A 26,161-nucleotide genomic window follows, 5' to 3' on the forward strand; every position below is an offset into this window, starting at 1 on the left:
CCGTCGGACGCTGGTCAGCATGCATGCCGCCAGATGCAGCGCGCGATATCCCAAGTTTCGGCGACAGGGGGTGGGCGTCAATCCGGTAAGCGAACTGACGCCCACGGGAGTGTTTACAGATGATCGCGCGGAATGGTCTGGTTCCATTCGCGGGTCGTGACAATTTCGCCGTTTTCCTTTGCCGTCAGAACTCCGGAAATATAGAAGTTTTCGGCATCCGAATGCATTTTCGTGGTGCTGTCGATGTCGATCAGCCACCCTTCGCGGCCCATCTGATAGGCCTGTGTCAGCACGTAGGATGCGGACAGCGGGTCGTTATCATTGATGCGCAGTTCACGCTTGAGGCTGTGGCTCAACTGAGTGCCGATATCGTCAAAGCGCAGAATTCCCTCACCGAAAAGACCGCCGATGCCCTCCGTCACATAAAGCGTTTCGCCGGTGACGTGATCCTGCTCGGTCCAGCGGCGCACGCTGCCCGGATCAAGCTGGGTGATCGGCGTCGCAGGTCCATGAGCGGGTTTCTGGAAGGAAATCTTTGCATCGTCGGCGGAAGCCGGACGTAGCGGCAGATCGAGGACCGACGCTGCGGTATCGAGTGTCAGTGTCACACGTTTTGGCGATGGCCAGACCATCGGCCAATAGCCGGTGGCAACCGAAAGACGGATGCGATGTCCCTTCTTGAAGCTGTAGCCGCTGTCGTTGAGCTTGATCGCGATTTCATAGGTCTTGCCCGGCACCAGCATTTCCGGCTTGTCGTGGCCATTGATGTGATTGAGGTTGAAGACCTGATAGCTGACACGGGTGATACGGCCATCGGGTAGAATATCGCTCAAACGCAGCGAAACCTGCGCAACCGGCTGATCAACAGTAAACTTCAGACGCGCAACCGGTGCACCAAGAATTTCGAGATCTTCGATAAGAACAGCAGTGTCGAAGTTGAGCGAGCCGCCATCGTCGAGGCGCTGGTCGGTCGGGTGCTCACCAGGACAGCCCGTAGCCATCCATTCGCCACCTGCCTTGCCATGACTGTTCGGTGAAGAGATCGAAAGCACACCGTGCACGGCATCGGCCTCGCCGAGCGTGAAGTCTGCGCCAAGAGCAAAAGGCTTGAGGGCGATTTCGGACGATGGCCAGTTCTTTTCGCCAACCCAGCGACCATTGGTGAAGTCGCGCGAGCCGGTCGGTTCGATGGTGTCGCAGATATAGGCACGGAGCTTCGGCTCATCCATGATGCCGGTCTCTTCGCCCTTGAGCCACTGGTCCCACCAGCGCACTGCTTCCTGCAGGAAGCCGATAGCGGGCCCTGGCAAGCCGTCCTGCGGGTAGACATGACCCCAAGGGCCGATAATGCCACGCGCTGGAACCTGAAGGTTTTCGAGCAGGCGCGGAACGGCATTGGTGTAGCTGTCGGCCCATGCGCCGATGGCCAGAACCGGGCACTGGATCGCAGACCAGTCTTCGCAGACAGAGCCATGCTTCCAATATTCGTCGTAATGCTGGTGTTCGAGCCAAAGGGCAGGGAAGAACGGGAGGCGTTCCAGACGTTCGATCCAGGCATCGCGCCAGCCAGCGCCCACAATCGCCGGATCGAGCGGACGCGACTGATAGGCGAGCATGATCGTGCCCCACCACAGATTATCGTTGAGCAGCAGGCCACCCATGTAATGAATGTCGTCGCGGAAACGGTCATCGGTCGAATAGGCGGTAATGATCGCCTTCAGTGCCGGTGGACGGCAGGCGGCGACCTGAAGGCCGTTGAAGCCGCCCCAGCTTTTTCCCATCATGCCGACATTGCCGCTGCACCAGGGCTGGGCCGCAATCCAGGCAATGACTTCCAGCGCATCATCTTGTTCCTGCTGGATATATTCGTCCGCCATATGACCATCGGATTCGCCCGTACCGCGCATATCGACGCGGATTGCGGCATAGCCGTTCTGCGCGAAATAGCCGTGCATCGGCTCATCGCGGCCACGCGTACCGTCACGCTTGCGATACGGAATATATTCGAGCACGGCAGGAACGGGATTTTCCTCGGCGCCTTCAGGCAGCCACAGGCGCGCGCCAAGACGGGTGCCATCCTTGAGGGTGATCCACAGATGCTCGGTGACGTTTACGGTCATGATGGGTTCCACTTGTTCAATGAGAGTTTCGATGCGGCATTGGCGCCGCATCGACAGGTCGACTGGTGCTAGACGGCGGCGCGAGCCTTGAGGATGTCGTCCAGCCAGTCACGGCGCAGCTCCGGAACGGATGTGATGAGCTGCTCCGTATAGGGCTCGTAAGGCGGTTCGAAGATTGCCTTCGTGGTGCCGGTTTCGACCACCTTGCCCTTCTGCATCACCATGGTGCGGTCGGCGAGCCGACGGACGACGCCAAGGTCGTGGGTGATGAAGAGATAGGACACGTGCAATTCGTCCTGCAACTTGCGCAGAAGCTTCAGGATTTCCTCCGCGACCAGCGGGTCGAGCGCCGAAGTGACTTCATCGCAGATGATAAGATCCGGCTTTGCCGCCAGCGCCCGGGCGATGCACACGCGCTGTTTTTGCCCGCCCGAAAGCGCGCCGGGCAGGCGGCTTGCAAAATCGGAAGGCAGACCGATGAGTTCGAGCAGGCGCCTGACCTCGATCTCACGCTGATCCTCATTCATGCCGAAATAAAACTTCATCGGACGTCCAATGATTTCGCCAACAGTCTGGCGCGGATTCAGCGCCACGTCCGGAAGCTGATAGACGAGTTGGATGCGGCGCAGTTCTTCACGGCTGCGCTTTTTGTAACTTGCTTCCAGACGTTGTCCGGCGAGCGAAATGATGCCGCTCGAATGGGGTGGTAGGCCCGCAATAATCCGCGCGAGCGTGGATTTGCCCGACCCGGATTCACCAACGATGGCAAGCGTTTCGCCGCGACGGACATAACAATCTACATCGGTCAGAACGAGCTTCTTGCCATAATAGGCAGTCGCGGTCTTCACTTCGAGCAGGATTTCGCCCATCTTGTGCTCGGCCTGTTCGCCCGAAATGCTGGCTTCGCGTTCGGACACCAGACGCTGCGTGTAGTCCTGCTTTGGCGCTTCCAGGATTTCTTCCGCAGAACCAAGCTCAACCATTTTGCCATGACGCAGAACCATGATGCGGTCAGCGATCTGGGCCACCACAGCAAGATCGTGCGTGATGTAAAGTGCAGCGGTGTTGTAACGCTGGATCAGGCTGCGCAGGAGTGCCAGCACTTCGATCTGGGTTGTCACGTCCAGCGCTGTGGTAGGCTCGTCCAGAACCAGAATATCCGGGCGGCAGGACATAGCCATGGCCACCATGGCGCGCTGCAGCTGACCCCCGGAGACCTGATGCGGATAGCGGTCGCCGAAATTATCCGGGTCCGGAAGTTGCAGCGCGTGCAGCAGTTCCAGCATCCAGCTCTTGGCTTCCCCTTTGGTCATGAGGCCATGATAGAGCGGGCCTTCCATGATCTGGTCGCCGATGCGATGCGCGGGATTGAACGACGCTGCCGCGCTCTGCGCCACGTAGGCGATGCGTGCGCCGCGCACCTTTTCACGCGTTTCGCGGGTGCCATCCATCAGCGAAACATCGTCGACGACGATGGTGCCTTCAGCGATCCTGCAACCGCCGCGACCATAACCCATTGCAGCGAGCCCGATGGTGGACTTGCCCGCACCGGACTCGCCAATCAGGCCCAGCACTTCGCCACGCTTCAGCGTCACATCGACATGATCGACAAGCGTTGCGCCGTTGGGTGCCTGGACGACAAGATCGGAGATGGAAAGAACGATATCCTTGTTCATCGGTCCGCTCCCTGCGTGGTTGTGCGTCCGGCCAGAAGCCAGTCAACAACGAGGTTGACGCCAACAGTGAGGATAGCGATCGCAGCCGCCGGGAAAAGCGGTGCGTAGAGGCCGTAGAGAATAGCCTGCTGGTTGTCCTTCACCATGCCGCCCCAGTCCGCGAATGGCGGCTGGATGCCAAGCCCCAGGAACGACAGGCCGGCAACGAAAAGGAAGGTGAAGCAGAAACGCAGACCGAATTCCGCGATCAGCGGCGGCAATGTGTTCGGCAGGATTTCACGCCAGATCAGCCAGCCCAGACCTTCACCGCGAAGACGCGCGGTTTCTGCGTATTCCAACACATTGACGCCCTGCGCCACGATGCGCGCCAGACGGAACACGCGGGTGGAATCCAGCAATGCGATGGTGATAATCAGCACCGGCAATGACGAGCCGAGCGCCTGCAGGATGACGAGGGCCGAAATGAGCACCGGAATGCACATGACGGTATCGACAATGCGTGAGAGAACCGTATCGACCCAGCCACCGAAAATGGCGGCAAGGAAGCCGAGCGGCATACCGACGCTGAACGACAGGAGCGATGCGGCAAGCGAAACGCCAATGGACATTTGCGCACCAAAGAGCAGCCGCGAAAGCATGTCGCGGCCGTTTTGGTCGAGCCCGAACCAGAACTGTGCCGACGGCGGATCGAATGGTGCGCCGACAATTTCTTCCTGACCATAGGGCGCGATCAGCGGGCCAAACAGGAACATCAGCAGGCAGATGGTGACGATGGCGAGACCGACCCATGCCGTCAGGGGAATAGATTTCTTCATAGTCTTCATCGTGGGTGCCTCAGGCGCGGATTGAGCGCGATGGCAGCGACATCGGCGATGATATTGAGAATGACATAGGCCGCACCGAAGACGAGGGCCGCTGCCTGCACGAGCGGAAGATCACGCTTGGAAACGGCATCAACCATGAAGCGGCCAAGGCCGTTATAGTTGAAGACAGCTTCGACAAGCACCACGCCAGTTATGAGGTAAGCAATGTTGAACGCCACCACATTGACGATTGGAGCCGCTGCATTCGGCAGTGCGTGCTTGGTCACAACGCGCTTGGTGCGAAGACCCTTGAGATATGCCGTTTCGACATAAGCCTGATCCATGACCGATAAAACGGCGGTGCGGGTCATGCGCATCATTTGGGCAACCGTCACGAGCACCAGCGTCAGTGCGGGCAGGGCGGTTGCCTGAACCCATTCGAGGAATGTCATGCCCTCATAGGTGTCGGCAAGGCTTGGCAGCAGGTTGAAGCGGATCGACAAAAACAGGATCAGCAGCAGGCCAAGGAAATATTCAGGCAGGGACACGAAAGCCAGCGCCACGATATTTATCACCCGGTCGAAAAGGCCGCCGCGCTTTACCGCAGTGACAAGACCGAGAAGAATGGCGACAGGAACACTGACGACGGCAGCAAAGGCTGCGAGCGCCATCGTATTCCAGAAACGTGGCCAGAGGAGATCAGCTACCGGTTGTTGGTTGGCAAGCGAGGTGCCCAGATCGCCGGTAACAAACCCGGCGAGCCACGAGAAATAGCGCGCAAGGACCGGTTGATTAAGCCCGAGGCTTTCGCGCAGCGTGGCGAGCGCTTCCGGGGTGGCATTCTGACCGAGAATGGCTGATGCGACATCGCCCGGCAGGATCTGCGTGCCGGCGAAAATCAACGCCGACACGAGGAACAGCGTGAGGAGCCCGAGCCCCACACGCTTGAGAATTAGAACGAACATTTATGCTTCCAGCCAGACTTTTTCGGCAAGGCGCGCACCCATCAGATTGAACATCGGATGCGTGGTCACGCCCTTGAGCTTCTTGGAGGTGGCGTCGAGATAGTCGCCGAACATTGGAATAAGCGCGCCGCCATCATTGCTGATCATGGCTTGCAGTTCAGCATAGATGTCCTTCCGCTTGGCCTGATCGAGCATTGCGCGGGCTTCGAGCAGCTTGGCGTCGAAATCAGCGCTCTTCCAATGCGTGTCGTTTTGCGATGCATTGGAGGCATAAGCGACCGACAGGGCCTGATCGGCGGTTGGACGACCACCACGATAAGACATGCAGAACGGTGCCTTCATCCAGACATTGTCCCAATATCCGTCAGCCGGTTCGCGCTTGATATCGATCTCGATGCCTGACTTGGCCGCGGCGGTGCGGAAGATCGCCGCTGCATCGACGGCACCGGTGAAGGCCGCATCGGAAGCCGAGAGCTGAATTTTCAGCGAATCCATGCCGGCCTGCTTCAAATAGAACTTGGCCTTTTCAGGATCATAGGCGCGCTGCGGCAGAGCGGTATCGAAGAACGGGTCAGTGCTCGGGATCGGGTTGTCGTTGCCCAGACGTCCGTAGCCGCGCAAGGCTGTCTTGAGTAGCTGTTCGCGGTCGATGGCATGCTTGACGGCGAGGCGGACATTGTTGTCGTTAAACGGTGCCTGCGTGCAATCCATCAGGAAGGAGAAATGCTGGCCACCGGAAGACTGCACGATGTTAAGGTTTGGGTTGCGCTTCAACAGATCGACGGTCTTGAAGTCGAGCTGGTTGATGGCGTGCACCTGACCGGACATCATGGCATTGGTTCGGGCGGAAACATCATTGATGACGATGACTTCCACCGCATCGACCCAGGCCGTGTTCGGCTTCCAATAGCTTTCATTGCGCGTGAAACGCGAACGCACGCCCGGCTGGAAACGCTCGAAGACGAAAGGTCCGGTGCCGACCGGCTTGTTGAAATCCGTCCAGTCCTTGGGAACCACGAGGAAGTGATAATCGGAGAGGATGTAAGGCAGATCGGCATTGCCGCTCTTCAGCGTAATCTTGACCGTCCCGGCATCAACCTTGATGACATCGGTGAATTCCGATGCGAGCGAGCGAGCACCCGAGGTGGTTTCGCCGCGATGCAGGTTAATGGAATAGATGATGTCATCGGCGTCCAGTGTCTTGCCGTTGTGGAAAGTCACGCCTTGCCGAACCTTGAAGGTCCATTCCTTGGCGTCGGCTGACGGTTCCCAGCTCTCGAACAGTTCGGGTACAGCCTTGTTGTTGGCGTCGATTTCCACGAGGCCGTTCATCAGCATGTAGGCCTGATTGACCGGAACCCAATCCTTCAAGAGACGCGGGTCGAAATTGTCGGTGGTGGAGCCGCCGCCGATGCCGAGCTTGAGCATTCCGCCTTTTTTGGGCGTGCCGTCGCCTGCTGCGGCAGCTGGCGAAGTAATCAGACCGCCCATGCCGCTGAGGCTGATCAGGCCGATGCCGGCTGCACCCGCCATGAAAGAGCGACGCGTCAATTGAAACTGGCTTTTTTGCTCAGGCATTTCGTACCCCTGTGTTTAAGTCATAGCCTATTGGCTTTTAGGGGTGGGTAACTTACCGCACCCCTTGTTTTCAAGGGTTGATGTCCGGTTGATGGGTATGACTTTTGTGCATACCCCCATGCGAAATGTGTGTGTTGGCATTTGCGCGAACAAGAATAAAGGAGCGTCCAACAGTGATGGCAGGGCGCTTTCTTTGAGGAACGTGGTCGCTGCCTTTTCGGATTTGGATGATCCTGGAGATCAAAAATGGGTTTGCCGGATATTATCGGCTTGGTGGGCGCGTTCTTCTACCTTTTGGGCTACGCGCTGATTCAATTGCGTATTTTTACCGTCGACGATCCGGTCATTCCCTTGCTGAATGTTCTGGGGGGGGTCGCCCTGATTTATTCACTCGCCTGGAATTTCAACCTCGGTTCCTTCATCTCGCAGGTCGCCTGGCTCATCATTACCGTTATCGGTTACATCCGTTTTCGCCTGGTTTCGCGTCGCCGCTCCGCACTTCCGCAGGAATGAAGCGAGCCGGAGATCCGATCATCTTTATGTGATCGGATCGGTTCCGTTGCTGGCGATCAGCCACTCCGAGACCTCGCGCACGATTTTCCGCTGGTGGCGATCAGCAGGCCGCATCAGATAGAAATAGGCGTCCGACCGCATCATATGGTCATGGGCGGCCACCAGTGTTCCGCTGGCGAGCTGTTCCCGGATCAGCCATGTCCAGCCGAGCGTAATGCCGATCCCCTGTGCTGCGGCGGCGACGCAAAGGCCATAATCCCCGAGCCGCCATTCCAGAGCACCGGGCGGCGGCGAGAGCCTGGCATCGTGCCACCATTCCGGCCAACCCTGCCATTCGCGCATTGTATCCTCGATCGCCAGCAGAACCGGTGCTTCCTGCTCCATGATGCCGGGAGCGCCGGGTGCCGAAACCGGCACCACTTCCTCCCGACCCAGCACCGTCAGATTGACTCCGATGGGCCGCTCCTTGCGGTAGAACAGGGCAAGATCGAACTCGTCCAGTCGCAGATGTGCTACGTCATCCGTTACGCGCAGCCGGATTTCGATGCCGGGGATATCGGCTTTCAGCTTGCCGATCCGCGACAGGAACCATTGGTCGGCGATCCCGCGCGAGCAGGCGATGGTGATCTGTCGGGGCCCGATCCATGCACGAAGGCCATCGGTGACGGCACTGAGGTCACCCAGGAGACGGCTCACTTCGGAAGCGTAGCTTTCGCCGATGGCAGTCAGCTGCACACCTGCGGGCAGGCGGTTGAACAGTTTAGAGCCGATGAACGCTTCCAGCTTGCCGATCTGGCGGCTGACGGCGCTCTGGGTGAGGCCGAGTTCCAGACCGGCGCGCGAAAAGCTGCCAAGCCGGGCGGCGCTGTCGAAGGCAACCAGCGCATTGAGGGGAGGCATGGATTGACGACCGACCGCCAAGTGATTTCTCCATTTTCCAGTGCATCGTTTCAACGGTTTGGTTTTACCGTAGCCGATCTCGGGGATCGTTGTTCGCGTCCCCACACCGTCGGTCCTGTGTCTCTATCCAAATAACGCGCTGAAATCCATGGGTGCGGCTCGCTCTTCATTAAATCGAATTGCTTCAGGAACAAACCCGGTCGAGTGCGGTTCGGAGTGCTGTCATCACGACTGTGAAGAGGAGCAATCTCATGCCAGGTCGATATCAGAACGAAGATCGTGACGATTACTACAACGAACCCTACCGGGATTATGAAGCGCGGGGAGGTGACTACCGAGGCTATGATGACCACTACTCAAGCGATTATGCCCGGGGACGCTATTCCGACGACAATGACGAACGATATGCTTCCCGGCGAGAGCCAAACCGCGAGCGGGAAAGTGACCGGTACCGTCAGCGGACGGAAGGCCAATCCAGAAGCAGCTACGCGTCAGGCGGCCAGCATCGGGGAAAAGGACCGAAGGGATACACACGCTCCGATGACCGCATCAAGGAAGACGTATCGGACGCATTGATGGAAGATGCGGAACTCGATGCATCCGACATTGAGGTGACGGTCAAGAAGGGCGAAGTGATCCTGCAGGGGCAGGTTGGAAATCGTCAGGATAAGCGCAGAGCAGAAGAATGCGCAGAAATGTGCGCCGGCGTTGTTGATGTTCAGAACAACATCAAAATCCGTTCAGCAACATCGGCTTCGTCAAAGGGTACTGCCTGAAATTTGAAACTCGCGGCTGGAGAACGCAGCCGGAGATGAGCCCCTGGCGGGGCTCATGCGCCTTGGGGCGCGAAAACTCACAACAATTGGAGGATGAAATGCCACGCAATATGCCAGAACGTGACGATCAGGGCCGTTTCGTAAGCGATGACGACCGGGGTCGGGGCGGAGATGATCGCCGCAGATATGCCAGCAGCCGCCGGGATGACGATGACCGCCGTTCCAGCCGTTATGACGACGACGACCGCGGCCGCGGCCACGGAGGCTGGTTCGGGGATTCCCGCGGCCATGCTGAAGCTGCCCGTCGCGGATGGGACGAGCGTCGGGACGATCGTGACTATGATGACCGGCGCCGCTATTCCAGCCGCGAAGACGACTACGATGATCGCCGTTCCAGATATGATGACGATGACCGCGGACGGGGTTGGTATGGCGATTCCCGCGGCCACGCGGAAGCCGCACGGCGCGGATGGGACGAGCGACGCGACCAGGATTATGACGACCGTCGCAGATATTCCAGCCGCGACGATGACCGCGGATATTCGAGCCGGGACGATGATCGTCGCTCGGGCGGCGGTCGGGGTCATGGCGGTTGGTTCGGCGACTCTCGCGGCCATGCGGAAGCTGCCCGCAGGGGTTGGGAAGAGCGCCGGGACGATGATTACGACAACCGTCGCGGTCGCTAGAGCATGAGTTCCCCAAAGCGGAAACCCGGTTTTGGAACAGGAAATGCTCTGGACACCGGCAAACAGACAGGGCGGCCTTCGGGCCGCCTTGCACGCCTCTCCGCAGGAATGAGCGTTCTTTTCAAGGAATTTCACGATGGGTGCTAAAGCCACGCGCGAATTGGATATCATCGCCGAAAAGGCGCGCCTTCGCTACCTACGAGCCCGCAATATGCTGATACTGGAAGCAGCAATCAGCGCTCTGCTCGACACCGAAACGCCGCAGGACGCCGCAAAAACCCTGCGGGAACAGGCGGATTTGCTCGTTCGCTATCTTTGAGAACCCATGAAGCTTGTCCCTCCATTGCCTGCGCGCGATGGGCCGGAACATAATTCTCCGGCGTGGGTTCGAATTTCTTTCAAGGGAAAGGAAACAGGATCATGAAAACAGTATTGCTTGCCTTCTCGGCAATTCTTCTCATGTCGGCTCCGGTATATGCCCAGTCGACGAGCGAAAAGACAGGGATCAATTCTCTCGTCGGATCAGCGCCGTCCACCCAGGATTTCGTGACACTGAGCGGAAGCGGCGACATGTTCGAGATTGAATCGAGCAAACTCGCGCTCGCAAAGGCCGATCCCACCACGAAGAGCTTTGCTCAGCAGATGATCACCGATCATCAAAAGACCAGCGAGGAATTGAAAGCGCTCCTGAGCACGAAAGTGAACTCGGTGAAGGCCCCGACCGCGCTTTCCGATGATCATCAGGAAATGCTGGACAAGCTGAAGGGGCTCGAAGGCGAGGATTTCACGAAGCAGTATCGAAGCGATCAGGAAGAGGTGCACGAAGACGCTGTCGATCTGTTCAAGCGATATGGAGAAGGCGGCGAGAATGCCGACCTGCGGGCCTGGGCCAATGCAACCCGGCCCGCGCTGGAGCATCATCTCGAAATGGCGAAGAACTCAACGAATAAGCGGGAAGGGCTCGCGATTGGCGGCGTGCGGCGCTCAATATGGCGATGCCGAATGCAATGCGGATCGCGAGCCCCCGCCCGGCAAAAGCAGCAATGCTGATTCAGTCATTGGAGCCGTTTCGTTCCATAGTGATGACGCCTCGTGGCGTGTCTATCGGCTCGTCACTGACGCGATGCACCTGATAGGATTTCTCGTTGCGAAATGCACTGAAATCGTTGGTCGTAAGGTCGGTATCCCCTATTGCTACCTGTCCCCGGAAGGCCTCCGTCTCTCCCTGGCTGGCGACTACTCTCGCATCGGCCTCGGAGCGGGCAGAAACCAGAGCCGTTCCATGCTTGGGAGCAAGCTCATTGTCGTCTCCCGGTGAGGGAATGAGCAGAAAGGCATAGCACTGGTAATCGGTCTGGACCTTTACGCCGCTGTCCGGCGTTTCTTTCCATTCGGTGAAAACATTTTTGTCCCGATATTCCATTTTTACCTCCATGGGCTGTAAGGGCTGTGCTCTTGCAGCCGGGCCCGAGCTGCCAGCCCGGTCGCCCTTGATAAGGATGTTGTTTCGTCGCGTACTCGCGGCAAATTCCTCTGCCGCGAGTGCCAAGAAAGAGCTGCTGACGATTGAGTTCCGGCATGCTTCTGCCGAACTGGCACTCACATGGAGTGCGCCGTTACGTTGCCGTCGGCATCGAGCGTTACCATGACGGTCTCGGTCCCCTTCATGGCTGACGCTTCCCACAATCCCTTGTCGTTCAGCTTGAGATTGGAAATTCCGGTATAGCCGGCTTTGGTAAAGCGTTCGGTGGCCTGCTCTTCGGTGAAGCTGTTCTGGCCTGCATCGGGCGCCTTGTCGTCATGTGTCGTCGGCGTAGCGGAAGTAGGCGCATTGGCGTTGGGCGCAGGCGCATTGGTGGATGGCGTGTTCGGCGTCGTCGTCGCATCCTGAGCGCTGCCGACAGTTGGAACAATTATGAGTGCGCTTGCCAATAGAATAGCTGGAATGTTCATCTATCTTCCTCCGTTTTCAGCCCCACCGCGTCGTAACAAAGGCAACTCGCGATTGTTCCGCTTTCTGAACTTGGAATTTTCGATCTCTATTCAGATAGCCCCTGCCGTTAATCCTCGAACGTCTTGTCGCTGTATTCGACAGGGCTTCGAAAAATAAAAAGTTTGGGGAACACCCTTCTGCGAACATTGTTCGAAAGGGGAAACCTCAAGCAAAGGAGAAGCCCAATGGCTAATCAGACGGCGAACTGCAGTTTTGCGTCCAGCGCTGACAAGCAGCGCGAGATTGCTTCCAACGGAGGCCAGGCATCCGGCGGCAACGTCAAAACCGACCCGGCGCGCGCGGCCGATGTGGACCCGAGGGTGGAGAGCACCGGAGGCGCTTCATTGCGGTGATGTCGATGAGAACCGTTTTCATGATTGTTATTGGAATAGTGCTCCTGCTGGTGGCGGGGGCGCTTTGGCGTGGCATTGGTCCGGGTGCGGACAATGGGCAGAGCCCACCGCATTCCCTGCAGACCGATCCACCCGACTGAACCATCGGCGAGGGGCCTAATCGGAGTTCATAAATATGTCTACGTCAACGAAATCTCCAAACACGATCCGACAGGGCGGCCCCGGAGCCGCTCATGAAAATGCAAAAAACGATCTGAAGATTACCAAACCGCCAGCCGATGGGGAAACCAAAGGCCGCCGCAGCAAGGTTTCCGGCGGTGGCGGAGAAAGGGACATCCACCATACGCACAATCCCGCGACCAAGAAGTGAAGCCTCTGGCTGAACCGGCGAGCGTCTCCGTCCATTTCGCTTGGATATGCGGCGTATCTGCAAGAACGCGGCAGGCGGTTCAATCTCCTTTGAGGAACAAGATTTGATGCTCCGCAGTTAGGTCTATCAAAGGAGATAGACAATGAGCACAAAGCTTCCCCCTGTACCCAAAGGCAACCGCAGCGGAAAAGGCACCGGCGAACAGAAACATGTTCCGCTGAAAAGCAGCCTGTCGCCCCAGGATAATAAATCCGGAAAACAAGGCCAGCAGGCCAACACCAGGATCAATACGACACACCAGGGCTTGCAGCAGGACCGTTAGTCCAATGGAGGAATGGAATGCGTTCGTTTCTCAGAGACAACGGATTGACGATTGCGCTCGCCATTTTTTTCGGCATATCGATCCTCGGCATGGCAGCGGCAGGCTTTGCAAGCTACAACGAAGAGCTTGCAAAACACGGAGAGGCTCCTCTCCCCCTCCTGCAATATTTGATAAGCGGACAATTTCTTTCGGCCCTTTTTGAAAACTGGGAGAGCGAGTTTTTGCAGATGGGGGTCTATGTTGTGCTGACAGCATGGCTCTTTCAGCGCGGTTCGGCGGAATCGCGTGACCCGGACGAGGAAAAGCCGGAGAAGGAGCGGATCGGGCAGCCGTCTTTTCTTTATTCGCATTCGCTGGGGCTGACGCTGTTCGGGCTGTTTATTGCCAGCTTTTTGCTGCACTGGTTCGGCAGTGCTCGTGCGTCGGAAATGGATATGGCTCGCCACGGTGCCGCTTCGACAGGTTACCTGCAATATTTGCTGGACGCCGAATTATGGTTTGAATCCTTCCAGAACTGGCAGTCGGAATTCCTATCCACGGCAGTCCTTGTAGTCCTCTCCATCTTCCTGCGCGAAAAAGGTTCGCCGGAATCCAAGCCCGTCAGCGCTCCTGACGAACAGACAGGGAGCTAGACATCTCCGGAAGGTATGTTTTCACCATTCGCGTATAATTGGTGCGGAGCGTGTCGAACGGTAATTTCGTTCGACACGCGCATCGCAGTCATGCCGCGTCTCTGAGATGTACGAACCGAGATCAGAAGCTGTTACGTTCGTGATAAGTGCGCAGGAAGCTCTGGATACGGGCGTCTTCAGGTTGATGCAGAATTTTGGCAGGAGCGTCCACGCCCACCAGTTCGCCCTTTTCCATGAAGGCCACCTGATCGGCGACATGGGCCGCAAATCCCATTTCATGGGTTACCACGACCATGGTCATGCCTTCGGCAGCAAGCGTCTTCATCACGCTCAGCACTTCACCAACCAGTTCAGGATCGAGCGCCGATGTAGGCTCATCGAATAACATCAGCCGCGGCTCCATGGCGATGGCGCGGGCGATGGCCACCCGTTGCTGCTGGCCGCCGGACAGGCGGGAAGGAAAGCTCGCTGTCTTGTCAGACAATCCCACTTTTCTCAATGCCTCGGCAGCGCGCGCCTCTGCTTCCGCCCTCGGCAGGCCACGCACGCGCAGCAGTCCCTCGGCGACATTCTGGAGCGCGGTCATGTGCGGCCACAGATTGAACTGCTGGAACACCATGCCGATGGAGCGGCGCATCTCCCGCAGCTTGCTGCCCGGCATCTTGCGGCCGCCGGGGCTGACATAGCCGATCATCTGCCCATCGATGCTGATCTCGCCGGAATCATATTCCTCCAGAAAATTGATGCAGCGCAGCAATGTGGACTTGCCCGAGCCGGACGGCCCGATCAGACAGGTGACCTTGCCGGGCAGGATAGACAGGTTCACATCTTTCAGCGCGTGAAAGGGGCCGTAGAATTTGTTGACCTTGCGGATCTCGACGGATGACGCGGCGAGCATCTTACGTCCTTTCAACCAGATGTTTCGTTATGCGCGCTTCCAGCCAACGGCCGGCGCGTGAGATTGTCTCGACCAGTGCCCAGAAAAACAGCGCCAGCACGAGATTTGCTTCGAGATAGCGGAAGGTTTCCGTGGACATGCGCTGCACTGAATACATGAGTTCAGGCACCGTGATGATCGACAGGATCACTGTTTCCTTGGTCAGAATGATCGAGAAATTGACCAGTGCGGGCAGGGCCGAAACGAGGCCGAGCGGCAGGAGAATCCGACGCACGATGGTTGGTTCCGACATGCCGATGGCTCGGGCGGCCTCCAGCTGTCCCGCCGGCACGGCGAGGAAGCCGGCGCGGAAGATTTCGGCGAAATAGGGGCTGCCGTAAACCGTCAGGCCTACAAGCCCGGCAGTCAGCGCCTCGAGCCGCAATCCGATCAGCGGGCCGCCATAATAGAGGACGAAGAGCTGCACCAGAAAGGGCGTGCCGCGAATGATCTCGATATAGGCCTGGATCAGCCAGGACACCGGGCGCGGCCCGTAGCGCTGCACGAGCGCAATGACAAGACCCAGCGCCATGCCAAAGAGAGTACCCAGCGCCCAGCACAGGATCGTCAGCGCAAAGCCGTTCGACAGGATAGGCCAATATTGTTCCAGGATCGTCAGGCTCATGTGGCGCTCATCCTGTGTTCGAGATAGCGCCCCACTGCGGCGAGGCAGAGATTGATGAGCAGATAGATGCACGCGGCTGCAACATACACTTCCAGAGGACGGAAAGTGGTTGCTGCCTGTGCCTGACTGGCGCGTGTGACTTCCAGTATGCCGACCACGGAAACCAGCGAAGAAGCCTTGACCAGCAGGATCATCTCATTGACAAGGGCTGGCAGTGAAAGCCTGGCCGCCTGCGGCAGGATGATCCGGGTCCAGATATCGCGCGGCCCCATGCCGATGGCGGTTGCGGCTTCTGCCTGTCCGGGCGGCAGGGCGATGATCGCACCGCGCCAGATTTCCGAAACATAGGCGCTGGAACAGATGCCGACCGTAACCACGGCGGCGACCAGCGCGGGAACATTGATGCCGATGACGGGCAGAAGATAATAGCAAAGCAGAAGCTGCACCAGCAGCGGCACACCGCGCAGGAAACTAACCCAGAGTGCAGCAAACCTGCGCAGCCAGACTCTGCGGGAAAGTGCCGCCGCGCAGATCAGCGCGCCGATCACCAGTCCCAGTCCGATACCCAGCAGGGATATCAGCAGCGTGAAACGCGCCGCCCAGAAGAGCGGCCCGAAACTGGCCAGGAAGGTCGAGGTGGAAAACATCGCTGCTCCGTTTGGTGGCGGGCAGGATTTCTCCTGCCCGCATGTCGTATCACTTGGTCGGAACTTCGCGAGGCAGTTCGGTATAGGTGCCCAGCCACTTCTCCTGAATGGTCTTGATGCGGCCGTCATCCGTCATCTTGAGGATCGCGTCATTCACGGCCTTGATGAAGCTTGCACTGTCGGCGTCCTTGCGAGCGACCCAGGCGAAGTAGGTCGGGTTGCCGAAGGTCGGCTTGTCGAACATCGCGAAGGTTTCCGGCCGTGTCTTCACCAGATAGGTGAGGTTGGGCAAGGAGCCGGCGACGGCATCCAGACGTCCGGCCGCCAGGTCGGCATAAGCCTCGTCGGTGGTGCCGTATTCCTTGACGTTGACGCCGCCCAGGCTTTCCCCGAAGGCCTGCAACTGCTTGAACTGTGCGGTGCCCTGCTGGACGCCGACGGTCTTGCCCTTGATATCCTCTGGCTTCTTCAGTTCGGTGTTGCTGGCAGCGTGCACCAGCGCCACCGTGGCGTCGGCGATCGGCAGGCTGAAGGCGTAGCGTTCGAGACGCTCGGGGGTGATGGTGACGGGCGCGATCACGATATCGAACTTCTTGACCTCGAGACCGGGAAGTTCCGCAGTCCACGGAATATCCTGGTAAACCGGCTCTGCGCCGAGTTCCTTGGCGACACCGTCGAAGAGATCCTTCGTCATGCCTTCATACGTGCCGTTGGTCAGCATGTCGAACGGCGCATAGTGCATATCGGTAGCTGTTTCGATCTTGCCCTTAGCCTTGATATCCGACAGCTGGTCGGCCATTGCAGGCATGGTCAAGCCCAGCACTGCGATACCGAGGAGGGCGGATTTCAATGTTCCCGAAAACGTCATTTTATTTTCTCCCAGATAAACTGCGTGGCGATGTTCGCCCTACAGAACGTTATTAAGCACATTTCACGCGGCGCCGGATATGGCCGCTCACAGAAAAGTCGAGCGGGATGATAACCGAACCCGTCAGGCCAGCATATTGCCGGAGATGATCATGCGCTGGATTTCGCTGGACCCCTCATAGATACGCATGATGCGCAGGTCGCGATTGATCCGCTCTATGGGGAAATCACGCGTGTAACCGTAACCGCCGTGTATTTGCAGCGCTATATCGGCTATTTTCCCGGCTGCTTCGGAAGCGCCGAGCTTGGCCATGGATGCTGCCAGCGAGAAGCGTCCACCCTGGTGATGCGCCAGATCGCGCTGGCGCGAGGCTTCCTGCGACAGCAAAAGTGCAGAATGATATGCAAGGGCCATATCGGCGATCATCCATCGGATGCCCTGCCGCTCCGACAGCGGCATGCCGCCGATGATGCGTTCTTTCGCGTAGGCGATGGCGGCATTCATCGCCGCGCCAGCAAGGCCGAGACATTGGGCGGCCACTTCAATGCGGCCATTGTCGAGCACCTGCATGGCAGTTCGAAAGCCCTTGCCCTCTTCACCGAGCAAAGCATGTTCGGGAAGCGTGCAGTCCAGATTGAGCGTGAAGACATGGCCGCCTTTGAGCCCCATTGTCTTTTCCGCCGGACCCGCCTCGAAACCAGGCGTATCCTTCGGCAGAATGAAAGCAGAAATGCCACGATGCGCCTTTTCAGGATCAGTCACTGCGTAAACCACAATGAAGTCGGCCACACCGCCGTTCGAAATAAAGCACTTTGTGCCTTTGAGATGCCAGCCGCCTTCTATTCGCCTGGCACGTGTCTTCATGTCCGCAGGATCGGAGCCCGCCGTCGGCTCGGTGAGCGCGAAGGCGGCGAGCGCTTCGCCGCTGGCAGCTTTGGGCAACCACTCCTGTTTCTGAGCCTCCGTGCCGCCGATCAGGATGGAATCGGTTGCCAGATAATGCGCTGTCAGTGCCGAGGCCGTGGACCCGCAGGCGGCCGCCACGATCGACACGGCTCGCAGCAGGGCCGGCGCGGAAATGCCGCTGCCGCCATAGGCTTCCGGCAAGTTGGCTCCCATCATGCCCGCTTCGCCGAGTGTGGCGATCTGCCGGTCGACAAAGCGCGATGTCTCGTCGGTTTCTGCCGCCAGCGGCGCAATCTTGTCAGCACATATCCGCTCCAGCACATCGCAGAACATGCTCTCTTCTTCGGCCAGCATATGCCAGGGATCATTGATCTGCGTCATGCGCGCTCCTTCAGTCCGAATTCCTTCAACACCGTGGCGATGTCGCCGCCAAGCCGTGGTGCGGCGGTCGCAGCGACGGGCTTGTGTCCATCGAAACGAACTGGCTGTCCAACCACTGGCGCCTGGCCCAGAACCGAATGGGCAAGCTGGGTAACAAGGCCGCGCGCGGTCGCATGTTCGTTATCAGCTGCCTGTGCGATGTTCCAGATTGGCGCCGCGGGCAGGCCTTCCGCCGCCAGCGCCGTCACCGCATCTTCAGTGGTCATGCTGCCCGACCATTCCTCGATGAATGCCTTTAGAGCCGGTTCGTGTTCGGTACGGCTGCTGTCGCTGGCAAAACGCGGATCGTCCGCAATCTCCGGTTTGCCCATGAGTTTTGCCAGTTTTCCAAACTGCCCTCCGTTCAGCACTGCGATTACCACCTCTCCGTCACTTGTCTTGAAACAGCCGAAAGGCGTGGATATCGGATGTCGGTTGCCGACACGGCTTGGCAGAACGCCGCTGTAGAAATGCTGGGCGTGACTGGTGGTCAACATCGAAAACAGCGCGTCATACATGGCAACATCGAGCGTCGCGCCATGCCCCGTCGCATTGCGCTGAACCAGTGCGGCCATAATCGACCAGCTGGCAAACAGGCCCGCGATCAGGTCGGCGATGCTTTCGCCGGTTTTCAGTGGCGCGCCGCCTTCTTCGCCGGTTGCTGTCATCAGGCCGGACATGGCCTGCACTACCAGGTCATAGGCTGGAAGGTCCTTGAACGGCCCCTCCTGCCCGAAACCGGAAATGGAACAATAGATGAGCCGGGGATTGGCTTCGCGTAAGGCGGCTGCGCCAAGTCCAAGCCGGGCGGCAACGCCCGGGCGGAAATTTTCAACGACTACATCCACGCGGGCTGCGAGTGTCTGCGCCAGTTCAAGGTCAGCCTGGTTTTTAAGATCGAGTGCTATGCTTTTTTTGCCGCGATTGTTGAGCGTGAACAAGGCACTTTCACCCTCCTTGAACGGCCCGACATGTCGATAGTCGTCGCCCGAAAGCGGTTCCAGCTTGATGATTTCCGCGCCCAGATCGGCGAGCAGTGCCGTGCAATACGGCCCCGCGAGAACGCGGGACAGATCGAGCACCCGGATTCCCGTCAGCGGGCCGCTCATATTTTCCACTCCTGGCCCGGGATTTCGATCCGTTCGATTCGATCGTCTTCGATAATGATGGAAGTACGTTCTGCAGGGAGACAGCTCCTCTGCTTTCCCTCCATACGCGCGGTGGCATGCTTCAAAATCTGCATCTGGGCTTGCTCCCGAAAGCCTCGCTATTTTTTGTGAGCTAATCATAAAAAATTGTATATGTCTAAACTTATTTCTTTATATGTTTAAACTTATCGATGCGGTAAACTGGCGGACACGGCGTGGGTGTTCGTATTGCGAAAGTCGGAATGGACATGTATCGTTCGGCGCTGAGCATGTTGAATTGCTGCTGTGTGTCCTGGGGATTGATGCAGGAGCGACGGCTGCAGGACGTAAATTCGATGCCAAACAGGCTAGCCAGCGACGTCCGGACTGCGAGGCGTCATGGGGTGCGAAATGGCATGCATCTTGACCATGATCGTATGATCGCTGATTACCTGATTTCTATCGGCGGATTGCAGGAGTGCATGTGATCGACAAGCGATCTGGCGGCCATCTGGGCTCAACGTCTCCAAAAGCACAGAAAATTGCCAGCGAAGTGCGGCGCCGCATCGTTGAACTTGAATGGCGTCAGGGCGACCGAATTCCGGACGAGGCCGATCTTGCGATCGAGTTTGACGCCGCGCGAGCGACCGTCAACAAGGCATTGCAGCTGCTGGCTGACGAAGGATTGTTGGACCGCCGCCGCCGAGCCGGTACTCGTATCGCGATTGATCCGGTGCGCAAGGCGACAGTCTCAATCTCGATTGTGCGTGAACAGGTTGAACAGGCCGGCATGGTCTATAGTTATCGCGTCGTGGCGCAGCGGAAAAGTCCGATCCCGGCAGAGGTTGCGGCGCGGCTCGGTCTTCCGGAAGGGGAAATTCTCGTTCATATGAGGGCTGTGCATTACGGCAATGGCCAGCCCTTCCAGCTGGAGGACCGCTGGGTCAATCTGCGCGCGTCACCAGAACTTGAAAAGGCCGACTTCTGGCAACTGAATGCCAATGAATGGTTGGTGCGCAACGCGCCTTATTTGAGAGCTGACCTGACATTTTCAGCCGAAAATGCCAATCGCCGCGATGCCAGATTACTGCAGACTGAACCGGGGCAGGCATTGCTGATCATGCACCGCACGACCTGGAACGCGCTGGGCCCGATCACGACCGCCCGGGTGGCGTTCCAGCCTGGCCATCTCGTAAGTACAGAAAAGGCTGCCAACCGAGGCTGATTTCGATCGCGTGCGGAAAACTGTGATTGACCACCTCGGCGAGGTAGACGCATCGGCCGGGGACCGAACTCGCTTCTGGCGAGACAGCCATTACAGTTCACGGCAGCGCTCGGTTCAAGCGCGCCTTGTACCATTGAGATCAGGCTGCTTCTTTTAAAATTGCGCGGATAGGCTGGGGTGCTGTGCCGAGATATCCGGCAACCATCCGGGTGATATGTTCCACAATATCCGCTTCATCGGAAAGGGAGTGGCCGCAGTCATTGAGAACGATGGCATGGGTCAACGTCTCCACAGTAGTCACGCAAATGAATGCGGCCGTATCCAGATCTTTGAGCTGAATGTCGTCCTTGCATTTTTCGAGATAATGCCGAACCAAATCCAGCGTATCCTTTCGGATGGCTTCCACCTCGGCGAGTTTTCCAATTCTGGGCACTTCTTCCTTGAAGATGCGGTGGAGATCCGGGTCGACGCGGTGTGCAGCGATCATCGCGCGAATTAGCTCCCGCATGGCGCTGTTCAGGTCGTCTGAGGCGCATGCCTGCATCGCGTTTCCCAACAGAGCCAGGATTTCACGATTATGTCTGGCGACGAGCGCAGCCACAAGCGACTCCTTGTTGGGAAAATACTGATAGAGCGATCCAATACTCACGCCTGCCACGGCGGCGACGCGATTTGTGCTGGTTCGAGCGTATCCTTCGCGCACCAAAACGCGAGCAGTGGCATCCAGTATCGCCTCGACAGTCATCCGTGATCTCTCTTGCGAGGCCGATTTTCTGGGGGTTGTGGCGCTGAACTTGCTCATATCCTCGATTTTCCTAATGCGAGTAGACAATGCGAGTAAACACTCACATATTTTGTATAAATCGTCAACAACAATGAACGTGAATAATATTTCGGCGATAAAGTGTCGAAATTGAACTTACCTGTTCCGCGTTTAAAATAGAAAACAAGAGTTTTGAAATATGATGAAGGTCGTCCGAGGATTTTTACTTGTTTCTGTGGTGGTACTCGCAGCTGGCTGCGTCAGTTCCGGGCAAAAAGACGTTTCCGTTGCAGAATGTGCTCTTGCAGGGCATGGTGAAACTTTCAAGGAAAAATGCAACGCGCCGAAACTGGGCTGGAAGGGCGCGAATGCGAGCGATTTCACCTTTAGCCACTAATCGACCGCTGATGGTCGAAAATCTCGGTACTCGGTAACCTGTCTCTGACAGCTTCACGAGGAAAGATGAAGCGTTTGCTGGGCAGAATGCGTGTCATTGATGGGAGAGAAGCCGGTGGAGTGGTCTGCGACTGTGCACACGATCATGCTGAAAGCATAACCAACAAGGTCGCCCGTCCCGCCTTCCGTCGTAGCCGGGCCGGAGAGGGATCATTCGCTGACTGCTTCGCCATCCTCCATAAGACACTTGTGGATGGCTGTGCAGGCTTCCTATCCGAGGATCAAATGGATGATTAACGTCTGTATGGCTTAAAAAGCCACGACGAAGCCGAAGTTTTGACCGAAATTCCGAAAACGATAAGGTCCTGCGCCGATTCTGTTCTGAGGAGATTTACAGTGTTCCAACGCATCCATGTAGCCGGGGCTGCCGCACTGCTCCTTGGTACTGCACTTTCCGGTATCGCCGTAGCGGGTGATGGCGGTGGGATCGACGCGATCCGGTTATCCTCTGGCGGATTGGCGGAAATTTCCAGAAAAGCCGTCCCAACGGCTGACGGAACGATACAGATCGAAGTGCCCTTCGACCAGGTCGACGACATTCTGAAAAGCCTGGTCTTGAATGGCAACGCTGGAACGATCGATCGGGTATCGCTCGCCGGACCAAGGCCTCTCGAGGAAACTTTCAAGGGCCTGCCGTTCACGCCTGAAACTTTAGCGTCAGCGCCTGCACTTCTCGCGTCCATGCAAGGTACGGTAGTATCGGTCACGAGTGGCGGAAAAACAGTGACGGGCAAGGTTCTTGGCGTGGAAACGCGCGACAGCGAGAAAACGGCGGAACGTGCACTGCTGACAGTGCTTGGCAAGGACGACCGGATTGACACACTCAAACTTGGCGACGATGCCGCGTTGACAGTCGAAGATCCTGAAATGCGCCAGAAACTGGCCGACGCCGTTGCGGCGACGGGACGCGCAAAGAATGACGGTGCACGTGTCGTTAATGTGCATATTGCCGGAACTGGTGGACAAGAAGTCCGGCTTAACTATGTGATCGCCGCGCCGATCTGGAAGACAGCCTATCGGGTGGTTGTCGGCAAGGACGCCAAGGCTCGTCTTCAGGCGTGGGCCATACTTGAAAATGCCAGCGGAGTAGATTGGAAAGGTGTGAAGATCGCGCTGTCCTCGGCCGATCCCGTTACGTTGAAACAGCGCTTGCATCAGCTCTACTGGAAAGAGCGGTCAGAAGTCGTCGTCAACACGGCGTCGGATAATGTGGCGGCACCCGATACAGGCAACTTGTTAAATCGAGTTCGGACGCGCGCCGCTTCCGATAAAAAAGCCATGATGGCGCCAGCCATGGAGACTGTAGCGGAGCAGGCGGCAGTAGCGCCGGCTCCCGCGGACTATGGTGGTGGGACAGGGGAGGCGGAGACTGGCGCAACTGCCACCGAAAGCGACACTTCAGCCACCTTCGATTTGCCCGGCAGCTACGATTTGACAAATGGCGATACCCTCTCGGTTCCTATTGCGGATGCCTCGGTGGAGGCACAGATGGTTTCTGTCTATACCGCGGGAAGCAAGCTGCGCCATCCGATTGCGGCGATCAAGATCAGCAATTCGACGGGCGCAAGCATGACGGGCGGTATCCTGACCGTTTATGATGCCAATGCAGGCTATATTGGTGATGCCGAACTCGCGGGCTTGCCCAAGGGCGATACACGCATGGCAAGTTTTGCCACGGACCGGAAAGTGACCGTAACCGAGGATCGCAAGCCAACGCAGAAGATCGTGGATATCAAAGTCGTGGATGGGGCGATCCGCACGACAGAAAAACTGCTGGAAACCACGACCTATACGATTTCGGGTGCTCTGGATGGTGAACGGACAATCGTGATCGAGCATCCGGTTCGTGAGGGCTGGTCGTTTGTATCGCAGGCAGAAAACGGTCGAACCGCCACGCATCACCGGTTGCAGACAAATGTTGAAGCGGGGGGCGAAGCTTCCATCACCGCGGTAGACGAACTACTCCTAAGTAACAGCTACACACTGGCTGACGCGGAACCGGACGTTCTGCTGGGCTGGTCGTCGTCCGCCAGCGACAAGGGGGTGGCGGAAAAGCTTGCACAGCTTGCCGAGGCACGCAGGAAGCAGGTCGATGCGCACAGGGAATTGGAAAAATCCAGTGAAGATATCCAACGCCTTGCTGGAGAGCAGGAGCGCATTCGAGAAAACATCGGTGCCGTCCCTGAAAATAGCGACTTGAAAACCAAGTATCTGAAAATTCTTGAAGAGAGCGAAACGAGTATCGCTCGGGCTGTTGAAAAGCGCGAAGCCGCCCAGAAAGTCACGGATCTTATTGATGAACAGGTGCGTGAGACGATCCGCCAATTTTGATTGGCCTTGAAGCTCGAGGGGCGGCTTGGCGCCCCCCAACACCCATTCGCGGTGCATACCGCGCGGTCCACAGCGTTCCCTGATGGAGGCGAACCACATCATGCGGGCATGGGTTGAAGCTATTGGGCGTGTGGATTTGGTCGAATAACCAATAGGTTCATTTCAGGGTCGACAAACCTGAAGTGCGCTACATATCAGCAGCGCTACTTTTCCATAACCAATTGATTTGTTTGGAGTTCGAATGGTGGGCGTGACAGGGATTGAACCTGTGACCCCTACGATGTCAACGTAGTGCTCTCCCGCTGAGCTACACGCCCATTCGATGTGGCGCATACACCATATCGCGTTGCGCCCGTCAATGCCCTTTTATGAAGTTTTTTCGTCTTTTTGTTGATGACAAAACAAAGGGCCGCAAATCCACCGGATCGCCTCAGGCGGCGATCAGCATTTTTTCGATTTCATTCACCAGATCGCGCAGGTGGAACGGCTTGGAGAGCACCTTTGCGTCGCGCGGTGCGTCCGAATCGGGATTGAGCGCGACAGCGGCAAAGCCTGTAATGAACATGATCTTCAGGTCGGGGTCGATTTCTGTCGCGCGGCGCGCCAGTTCGATACCGTCCATTTCCGGCATGACGATGTCGGTCAGCAGAAGCGAGAAGGGCTCTTCCTGCAATCTTTCATAGGCGCTCGCACCATTGTCGAAGTGCGTCACGTGATAACCGGCTTTTTCCAGCGCCTTGACGAGGAAGCGGCGCATATCATTGTCATCTTCAGCTAGAAGGATTCTCTTCATTGTTCCGTCCGAATTCTGTGTCGTGTTCATCGCTCAAAAGCTGACCCTTAACGACTCAATATCCACCGTAGAAAACGCTTCTTTGGTAAATATGGAATGAATGCTCGCACGAATGTTAATTGTTATGGCGCGTATTTGGCAACAAGCTGTTCAGTGTGACAGGATTGTCGCATATGGACACCGGGAAGGGTTCGAAAGATTCGTCTTCCGGCCATTTGCGCGCATGGGCTGTCTGACGTAATTTGTTACGTTATTAACGTGGATCGTTGGCGAATGGCCTGACTATTGCGGTCGAGAACGGGTGAAGAATGAGTTTGGAGCGCGATTTTAGTCTGATACCGCCCTTCGAGATATGCGCTCCGGCGGAACAGCGCATTCCGTTCGTCTTTAATTCCCCGCATAGCGGGCGCTATTACCCGCATTCCTTCATCGAAGCGTCGCGTCTGGATGCCTTGAGCATTCGCCATTCGGAAGACTGTTACGTCGATGACTTGTTTGCTTCGGCGGTGCGGCTCGGGGCGCCCCTGCTCAAGGCGCATTTCCCGCGGGCTTTTCTGGATGTGAATCGTGAAGCCTATGAGCTCGATCCGCGCATGTTCGCCGAGCCGTTGCCGCCTTTCGTGAACAGCCAGTCGGCGCGCGTCGCTGGCGGGCTTGGCACGGTGCCCCGTCTGGTCGGCGAGGGCCAGTTGATTTATCCGGGCCGAATTTCCCTCGCGGAAGCATTTTACCGCATTGAAGATCTCTACAAGCCTTATCACCAGACGCTTGATGCTTTGCTTCAATCCACGCGCCAGCGTTTTGGTTATGCGGTGCTGATAGACTGCCACTCCATGCCGGGCGGCGCACGTCCCGGTGAAGTCGGGTCACGACCGGATTTTATCGTCGGCGACCGTTTCGGCCGTTCGTGCAGCGAAAGGCTGACGCAGGCTGCCATCGATCTCCTCCAGGACCTGGGTTACACGGTTGCGCACAACAAGCCCTATGCGGGTGGCTTCATCACCGAGCATTATGGACGGCCAGCTACCGCTTGCCATGCTCTCCAGATCGAGATCAACCGAAGCCTCTATGTGAATGAACAGAGCCTGCACAAGCTTGCCGGTTTTGAAACGCTCTGCACCGATCTCTATGGATTTCTGAGCGACCTGACATCCCTGCCGGATGATCTCTTTGTCGCGCCTCCTCTGGCGGCGGAATAAGCCGTTCCTTTAAGCTCCTCTCGCAGATAAAAAGAACCGCGCCCGAACGATACGAGCGCGGCCAAAGACTAGGGAGGAAATGCCCCGAAAGGCATAGACAGGAAAACCTGTCAGGAATTTAAATTACGTCTGAACGGCGCTAACGTCAAGAAAACAAGCATATTTTTTGAGCTGATT

General features: G+C 57.4%; 28 protein-coding genes, 1 tRNA gene and 1 pseudogene. 12 read left to right on the forward strand and 18 right to left on the reverse strand.

Annotated features, from left to right (window positions below):
- Window positions 1–113: 113 nt before the first annotated feature.
- The 5 genes from ACOWVS_RS12375 to ACOWVS_RS12395 form a co-directional block, all read right to left on the reverse strand.
- Window positions 114–2,120, reverse strand: a complete 2,007-nt coding sequence (locus tag ACOWVS_RS12375; protein WP_036565251.1) for a CocE/NonD family hydrolase — start codon at window positions 2,118–2,120, stop codon at window positions 114–116.
- Window positions 2,121–2,188: 68 nt separating this feature from the next.
- Window positions 2,189–3,796, reverse strand: coding sequence for an ABC transporter ATP-binding protein (locus ACOWVS_RS12380; protein WP_006469526.1), 1,608 nt, complete (start codon window positions 3,794–3,796; stop codon window positions 2,189–2,191).
- Entirely contained in the window at window positions 3,793–4,611 is an 819-nt protein-coding gene (locus ACOWVS_RS12385; RefSeq protein WP_374846369.1) for an ABC transporter permease, read from the reverse strand. Before ACOWVS_RS12385 ends, ACOWVS_RS12380 begins: the two co-directional genes overlap by 4 nt.
- 5 nt (window positions 4,612–4,616) lie before the next feature.
- Window positions 4,617–5,564, reverse strand: coding sequence for an ABC transporter permease (locus tag ACOWVS_RS12390; protein WP_006469524.1), 948 nt, complete (start codon window positions 5,562–5,564; stop codon window positions 4,617–4,619).
- Window positions 5,565–7,142 carry an ABC transporter substrate-binding protein gene (locus ACOWVS_RS12395; RefSeq protein ID WP_006469523.1) on the reverse strand — a complete coding sequence of 526 codons (1,578 nt, stop codon included), beginning with the start codon at window positions 7,140–7,142 and terminating at the stop codon, window positions 5,565–5,567.
- 246 nt (window positions 7,143–7,388) lie between these two features.
- On the opposite strand from ACOWVS_RS12395, the gene ACOWVS_RS12400 reads away from it, so the two are divergent.
- A complete protein-coding gene (locus ACOWVS_RS12400; RefSeq protein ID WP_006469522.1) occupies window positions 7,389–7,655 on the forward strand; it encodes a CBU_0592 family membrane protein in 267 nt (88 codons plus the stop codon).
- A gap of 24 nt (window positions 7,656–7,679) precedes the next feature.
- On the opposite strand, the gene ACOWVS_RS12405 is transcribed toward ACOWVS_RS12400, so the two are convergent.
- Complete coding sequence (locus ACOWVS_RS12405; protein ID WP_006473213.1) at window positions 7,680–8,576, reverse strand: LysR substrate-binding domain-containing protein; 897 nt, start codon at window positions 8,574–8,576, stop codon at window positions 7,680–7,682.
- A gap of 230 nt (window positions 8,577–8,806) precedes the next feature.
- Here ACOWVS_RS12405 and ACOWVS_RS12410 point away from each other — a divergent pair, with 230 nt between their 5' ends.
- On the forward strand, window positions 8,807–9,331 hold the full coding sequence (locus ACOWVS_RS12410) for a BON domain-containing protein (protein WP_075041754.1): 525 nt from the start codon (window positions 8,807–8,809) through the stop codon (window positions 9,329–9,331).
- Window positions 9,332–9,408: 77 nt separating this feature from the next.
- Here the strand turns inward: ACOWVS_RS12410 and ACOWVS_RS12415 are convergent, their stop codons facing one another.
- Window positions 9,409–9,948 (reverse strand): hypothetical protein, encoded by a 540-nt coding sequence (locus tag ACOWVS_RS12415; RefSeq protein WP_155734105.1) that lies wholly within the window; start codon window positions 9,946–9,948, stop codon window positions 9,409–9,411.
- A gap of 205 nt (window positions 9,949–10,153) precedes the next feature.
- Between ACOWVS_RS12415 and ACOWVS_RS12420 the strand changes: the two genes are divergently transcribed.
- Entirely contained in the window at window positions 10,154–10,336 is a 183-nt protein-coding gene (locus tag ACOWVS_RS12420; RefSeq protein WP_006473209.1) for a hypothetical protein, read from the forward strand.
- Window positions 10,337–10,437: 101 nt separating this feature from the next.
- Window positions 10,438–10,953: pseudogene (locus tag ACOWVS_RS12425) on the forward strand (DUF4142 domain-containing protein); the annotation flags it as partial.
- A 115-nt stretch (window positions 10,954–11,068) separates the two neighbouring features.
- Here ACOWVS_RS12425 and ACOWVS_RS12430 read toward each other — a convergent pair.
- Window positions 11,069–11,440 carry a hypothetical protein gene (locus tag ACOWVS_RS12430; RefSeq protein WP_021585360.1) on the reverse strand — a complete coding sequence of 124 codons (372 nt, stop codon included), beginning with the start codon at window positions 11,438–11,440 and terminating at the stop codon, window positions 11,069–11,071.
- 176 nt (window positions 11,441–11,616) lie between these two features.
- Window positions 11,617–11,970: a hypothetical protein gene (locus ACOWVS_RS12435; protein WP_006469518.1), complete on the reverse strand. Its 354-nt coding sequence runs from the start codon at window positions 11,968–11,970 to the stop codon at window positions 11,617–11,619.
- Window positions 11,971–12,195: 225 nt separating this feature from the next.
- On the opposite strand from ACOWVS_RS12435, the gene ACOWVS_RS12440 reads away from it, so the two are divergent.
- The 4 genes from ACOWVS_RS12440 (at window position 12,196) to ACOWVS_RS12455 (ending at window position 13,687) form a co-directional block, all read left to right on the forward strand.
- Complete coding sequence (locus ACOWVS_RS12440) at window positions 12,196–12,363, forward strand: general stress protein (RefSeq protein ID WP_081252514.1); 168 nt, start codon at window positions 12,196–12,198, stop codon at window positions 12,361–12,363.
- A gap of 175 nt (window positions 12,364–12,538) precedes the next feature.
- Window positions 12,539–12,733 (forward strand): hypothetical protein, encoded by a 195-nt coding sequence (locus ACOWVS_RS12445; RefSeq protein ID WP_006473205.1) that lies wholly within the window; start codon window positions 12,539–12,541, stop codon window positions 12,731–12,733.
- 142 nt (window positions 12,734–12,875) lie between these two features.
- Complete coding sequence (locus tag ACOWVS_RS12450) at window positions 12,876–13,055, forward strand: hypothetical protein (RefSeq protein ID WP_006469515.1); 180 nt, start codon at window positions 12,876–12,878, stop codon at window positions 13,053–13,055.
- 17 nt (window positions 13,056–13,072) lie between these two features.
- Complete coding sequence (locus ACOWVS_RS12455) at window positions 13,073–13,687, forward strand: DUF6766 family protein (protein WP_006469514.1); 615 nt, start codon at window positions 13,073–13,075, stop codon at window positions 13,685–13,687.
- A gap of 121 nt (window positions 13,688–13,808) precedes the next feature.
- Here the strand turns inward: ACOWVS_RS12455 and ACOWVS_RS12460 are convergent, their stop codons facing one another.
- The 6 genes from ACOWVS_RS12460 to ACOWVS_RS12485 all read right to left on the reverse strand — a co-directional run bounded on the left by ACOWVS_RS12460 (window position 13,809) and on the right by ACOWVS_RS12485 (window position 19,199).
- Window positions 13,809–14,585, reverse strand: a complete 777-nt coding sequence (locus ACOWVS_RS12460) for an amino acid ABC transporter ATP-binding protein (protein ID WP_006473204.1) — start codon at window positions 14,583–14,585, stop codon at window positions 13,809–13,811.
- 1 nt (window position 14,586) lies between these two features.
- Window positions 14,587–15,249: an amino acid ABC transporter permease gene (locus tag ACOWVS_RS12465; protein WP_006469512.1), complete on the reverse strand. Its 663-nt coding sequence runs from the start codon at window positions 15,247–15,249 to the stop codon at window positions 14,587–14,589.
- Window positions 15,246–15,896 carry an amino acid ABC transporter permease gene (locus ACOWVS_RS12470; protein ID WP_006469511.1) on the reverse strand — a complete coding sequence of 217 codons (651 nt, stop codon included), beginning with the start codon at window positions 15,894–15,896 and terminating at the stop codon, window positions 15,246–15,248. The genes ACOWVS_RS12465 and ACOWVS_RS12470 overlap by 4 nt, the downstream gene beginning before the upstream one ends.
- A gap of 49 nt (window positions 15,897–15,945) precedes the next feature.
- Window positions 15,946–16,764, reverse strand: coding sequence for a transporter substrate-binding domain-containing protein (locus tag ACOWVS_RS12475; RefSeq protein WP_006473203.1), 819 nt, complete (start codon window positions 16,762–16,764; stop codon window positions 15,946–15,948).
- A gap of 123 nt (window positions 16,765–16,887) precedes the next feature.
- Window positions 16,888–18,051, reverse strand: coding sequence for an acyl-CoA dehydrogenase family protein (locus ACOWVS_RS12480; RefSeq protein WP_006469509.1), 1,164 nt, complete (start codon window positions 18,049–18,051; stop codon window positions 16,888–16,890).
- Window positions 18,048–19,199: a CaiB/BaiF CoA transferase family protein gene (locus tag ACOWVS_RS12485; RefSeq protein WP_063621244.1), complete on the reverse strand. Its 1,152-nt coding sequence runs from the start codon at window positions 19,197–19,199 to the stop codon at window positions 18,048–18,050. The genes ACOWVS_RS12480 and ACOWVS_RS12485 overlap by 4 nt, the downstream gene beginning before the upstream one ends.
- A gap of 502 nt (window positions 19,200–19,701) precedes the next feature.
- Between ACOWVS_RS12485 and ACOWVS_RS12490 the strand changes: the two genes are divergently transcribed.
- Entirely contained in the window at window positions 19,702–20,442 is a 741-nt protein-coding gene (locus tag ACOWVS_RS12490) for a GntR family transcriptional regulator (protein ID WP_006469507.1), read from the forward strand.
- A 139-nt stretch (window positions 20,443–20,581) separates the two neighbouring features.
- On the opposite strand, the gene ACOWVS_RS12495 is transcribed toward ACOWVS_RS12490, so the two are convergent.
- A complete protein-coding gene (locus ACOWVS_RS12495) occupies window positions 20,582–21,244 on the reverse strand; it encodes a TetR/AcrR family transcriptional regulator (protein WP_036592426.1) in 663 nt (220 codons plus the stop codon).
- Between the two features lie 160 nt (window positions 21,245–21,404).
- Between ACOWVS_RS12495 and ACOWVS_RS12500 the strand changes: the two genes are divergently transcribed.
- Both ACOWVS_RS12500 and ACOWVS_RS12505 read left to right on the forward strand, forming a co-directional pair.
- Complete coding sequence (locus ACOWVS_RS12500) at window positions 21,405–21,602, forward strand: hypothetical protein (RefSeq protein ID WP_006469505.1); 198 nt, start codon at window positions 21,405–21,407, stop codon at window positions 21,600–21,602.
- 335 nt (window positions 21,603–21,937) lie between these two features.
- Window positions 21,938–23,992 (forward strand): DUF4139 domain-containing protein, encoded by a 2,055-nt coding sequence (locus ACOWVS_RS12505; protein ID WP_081375262.1) that lies wholly within the window; start codon window positions 21,938–21,940, stop codon window positions 23,990–23,992.
- Between the two features lie 242 nt (window positions 23,993–24,234).
- Here the strand turns inward: ACOWVS_RS12505 and ACOWVS_RS12510 are convergent.
- Window positions 24,235–24,309, reverse strand: a tRNA-Val gene (locus ACOWVS_RS12510).
- A gap of 113 nt (window positions 24,310–24,422) precedes the next feature.
- Entirely contained in the window at window positions 24,423–24,785 is a 363-nt protein-coding gene (cpdR, locus tag ACOWVS_RS12515; RefSeq protein WP_002966536.1) for a cell cycle two-component system response regulator CpdR, read from the reverse strand.
- 308 nt (window positions 24,786–25,093) lie between these two features.
- Here cpdR and ACOWVS_RS12520 point away from each other — a divergent pair, with 308 nt between their 5' ends.
- Window positions 25,094–25,984, forward strand: coding sequence for an N-formylglutamate amidohydrolase (locus ACOWVS_RS12520; protein WP_063621252.1), 891 nt, complete (start codon window positions 25,094–25,096; stop codon window positions 25,982–25,984).
- Window positions 25,985–26,161: the final 177 nt, after the last annotated feature.

It is taken from the genome of Brucella sp. IR068, assembly GCF_049065885.1.
Lineage (GTDB): Bacteria > Pseudomonadota > Alphaproteobacteria > Rhizobiales > Rhizobiaceae > Brucella > Brucella intermedia.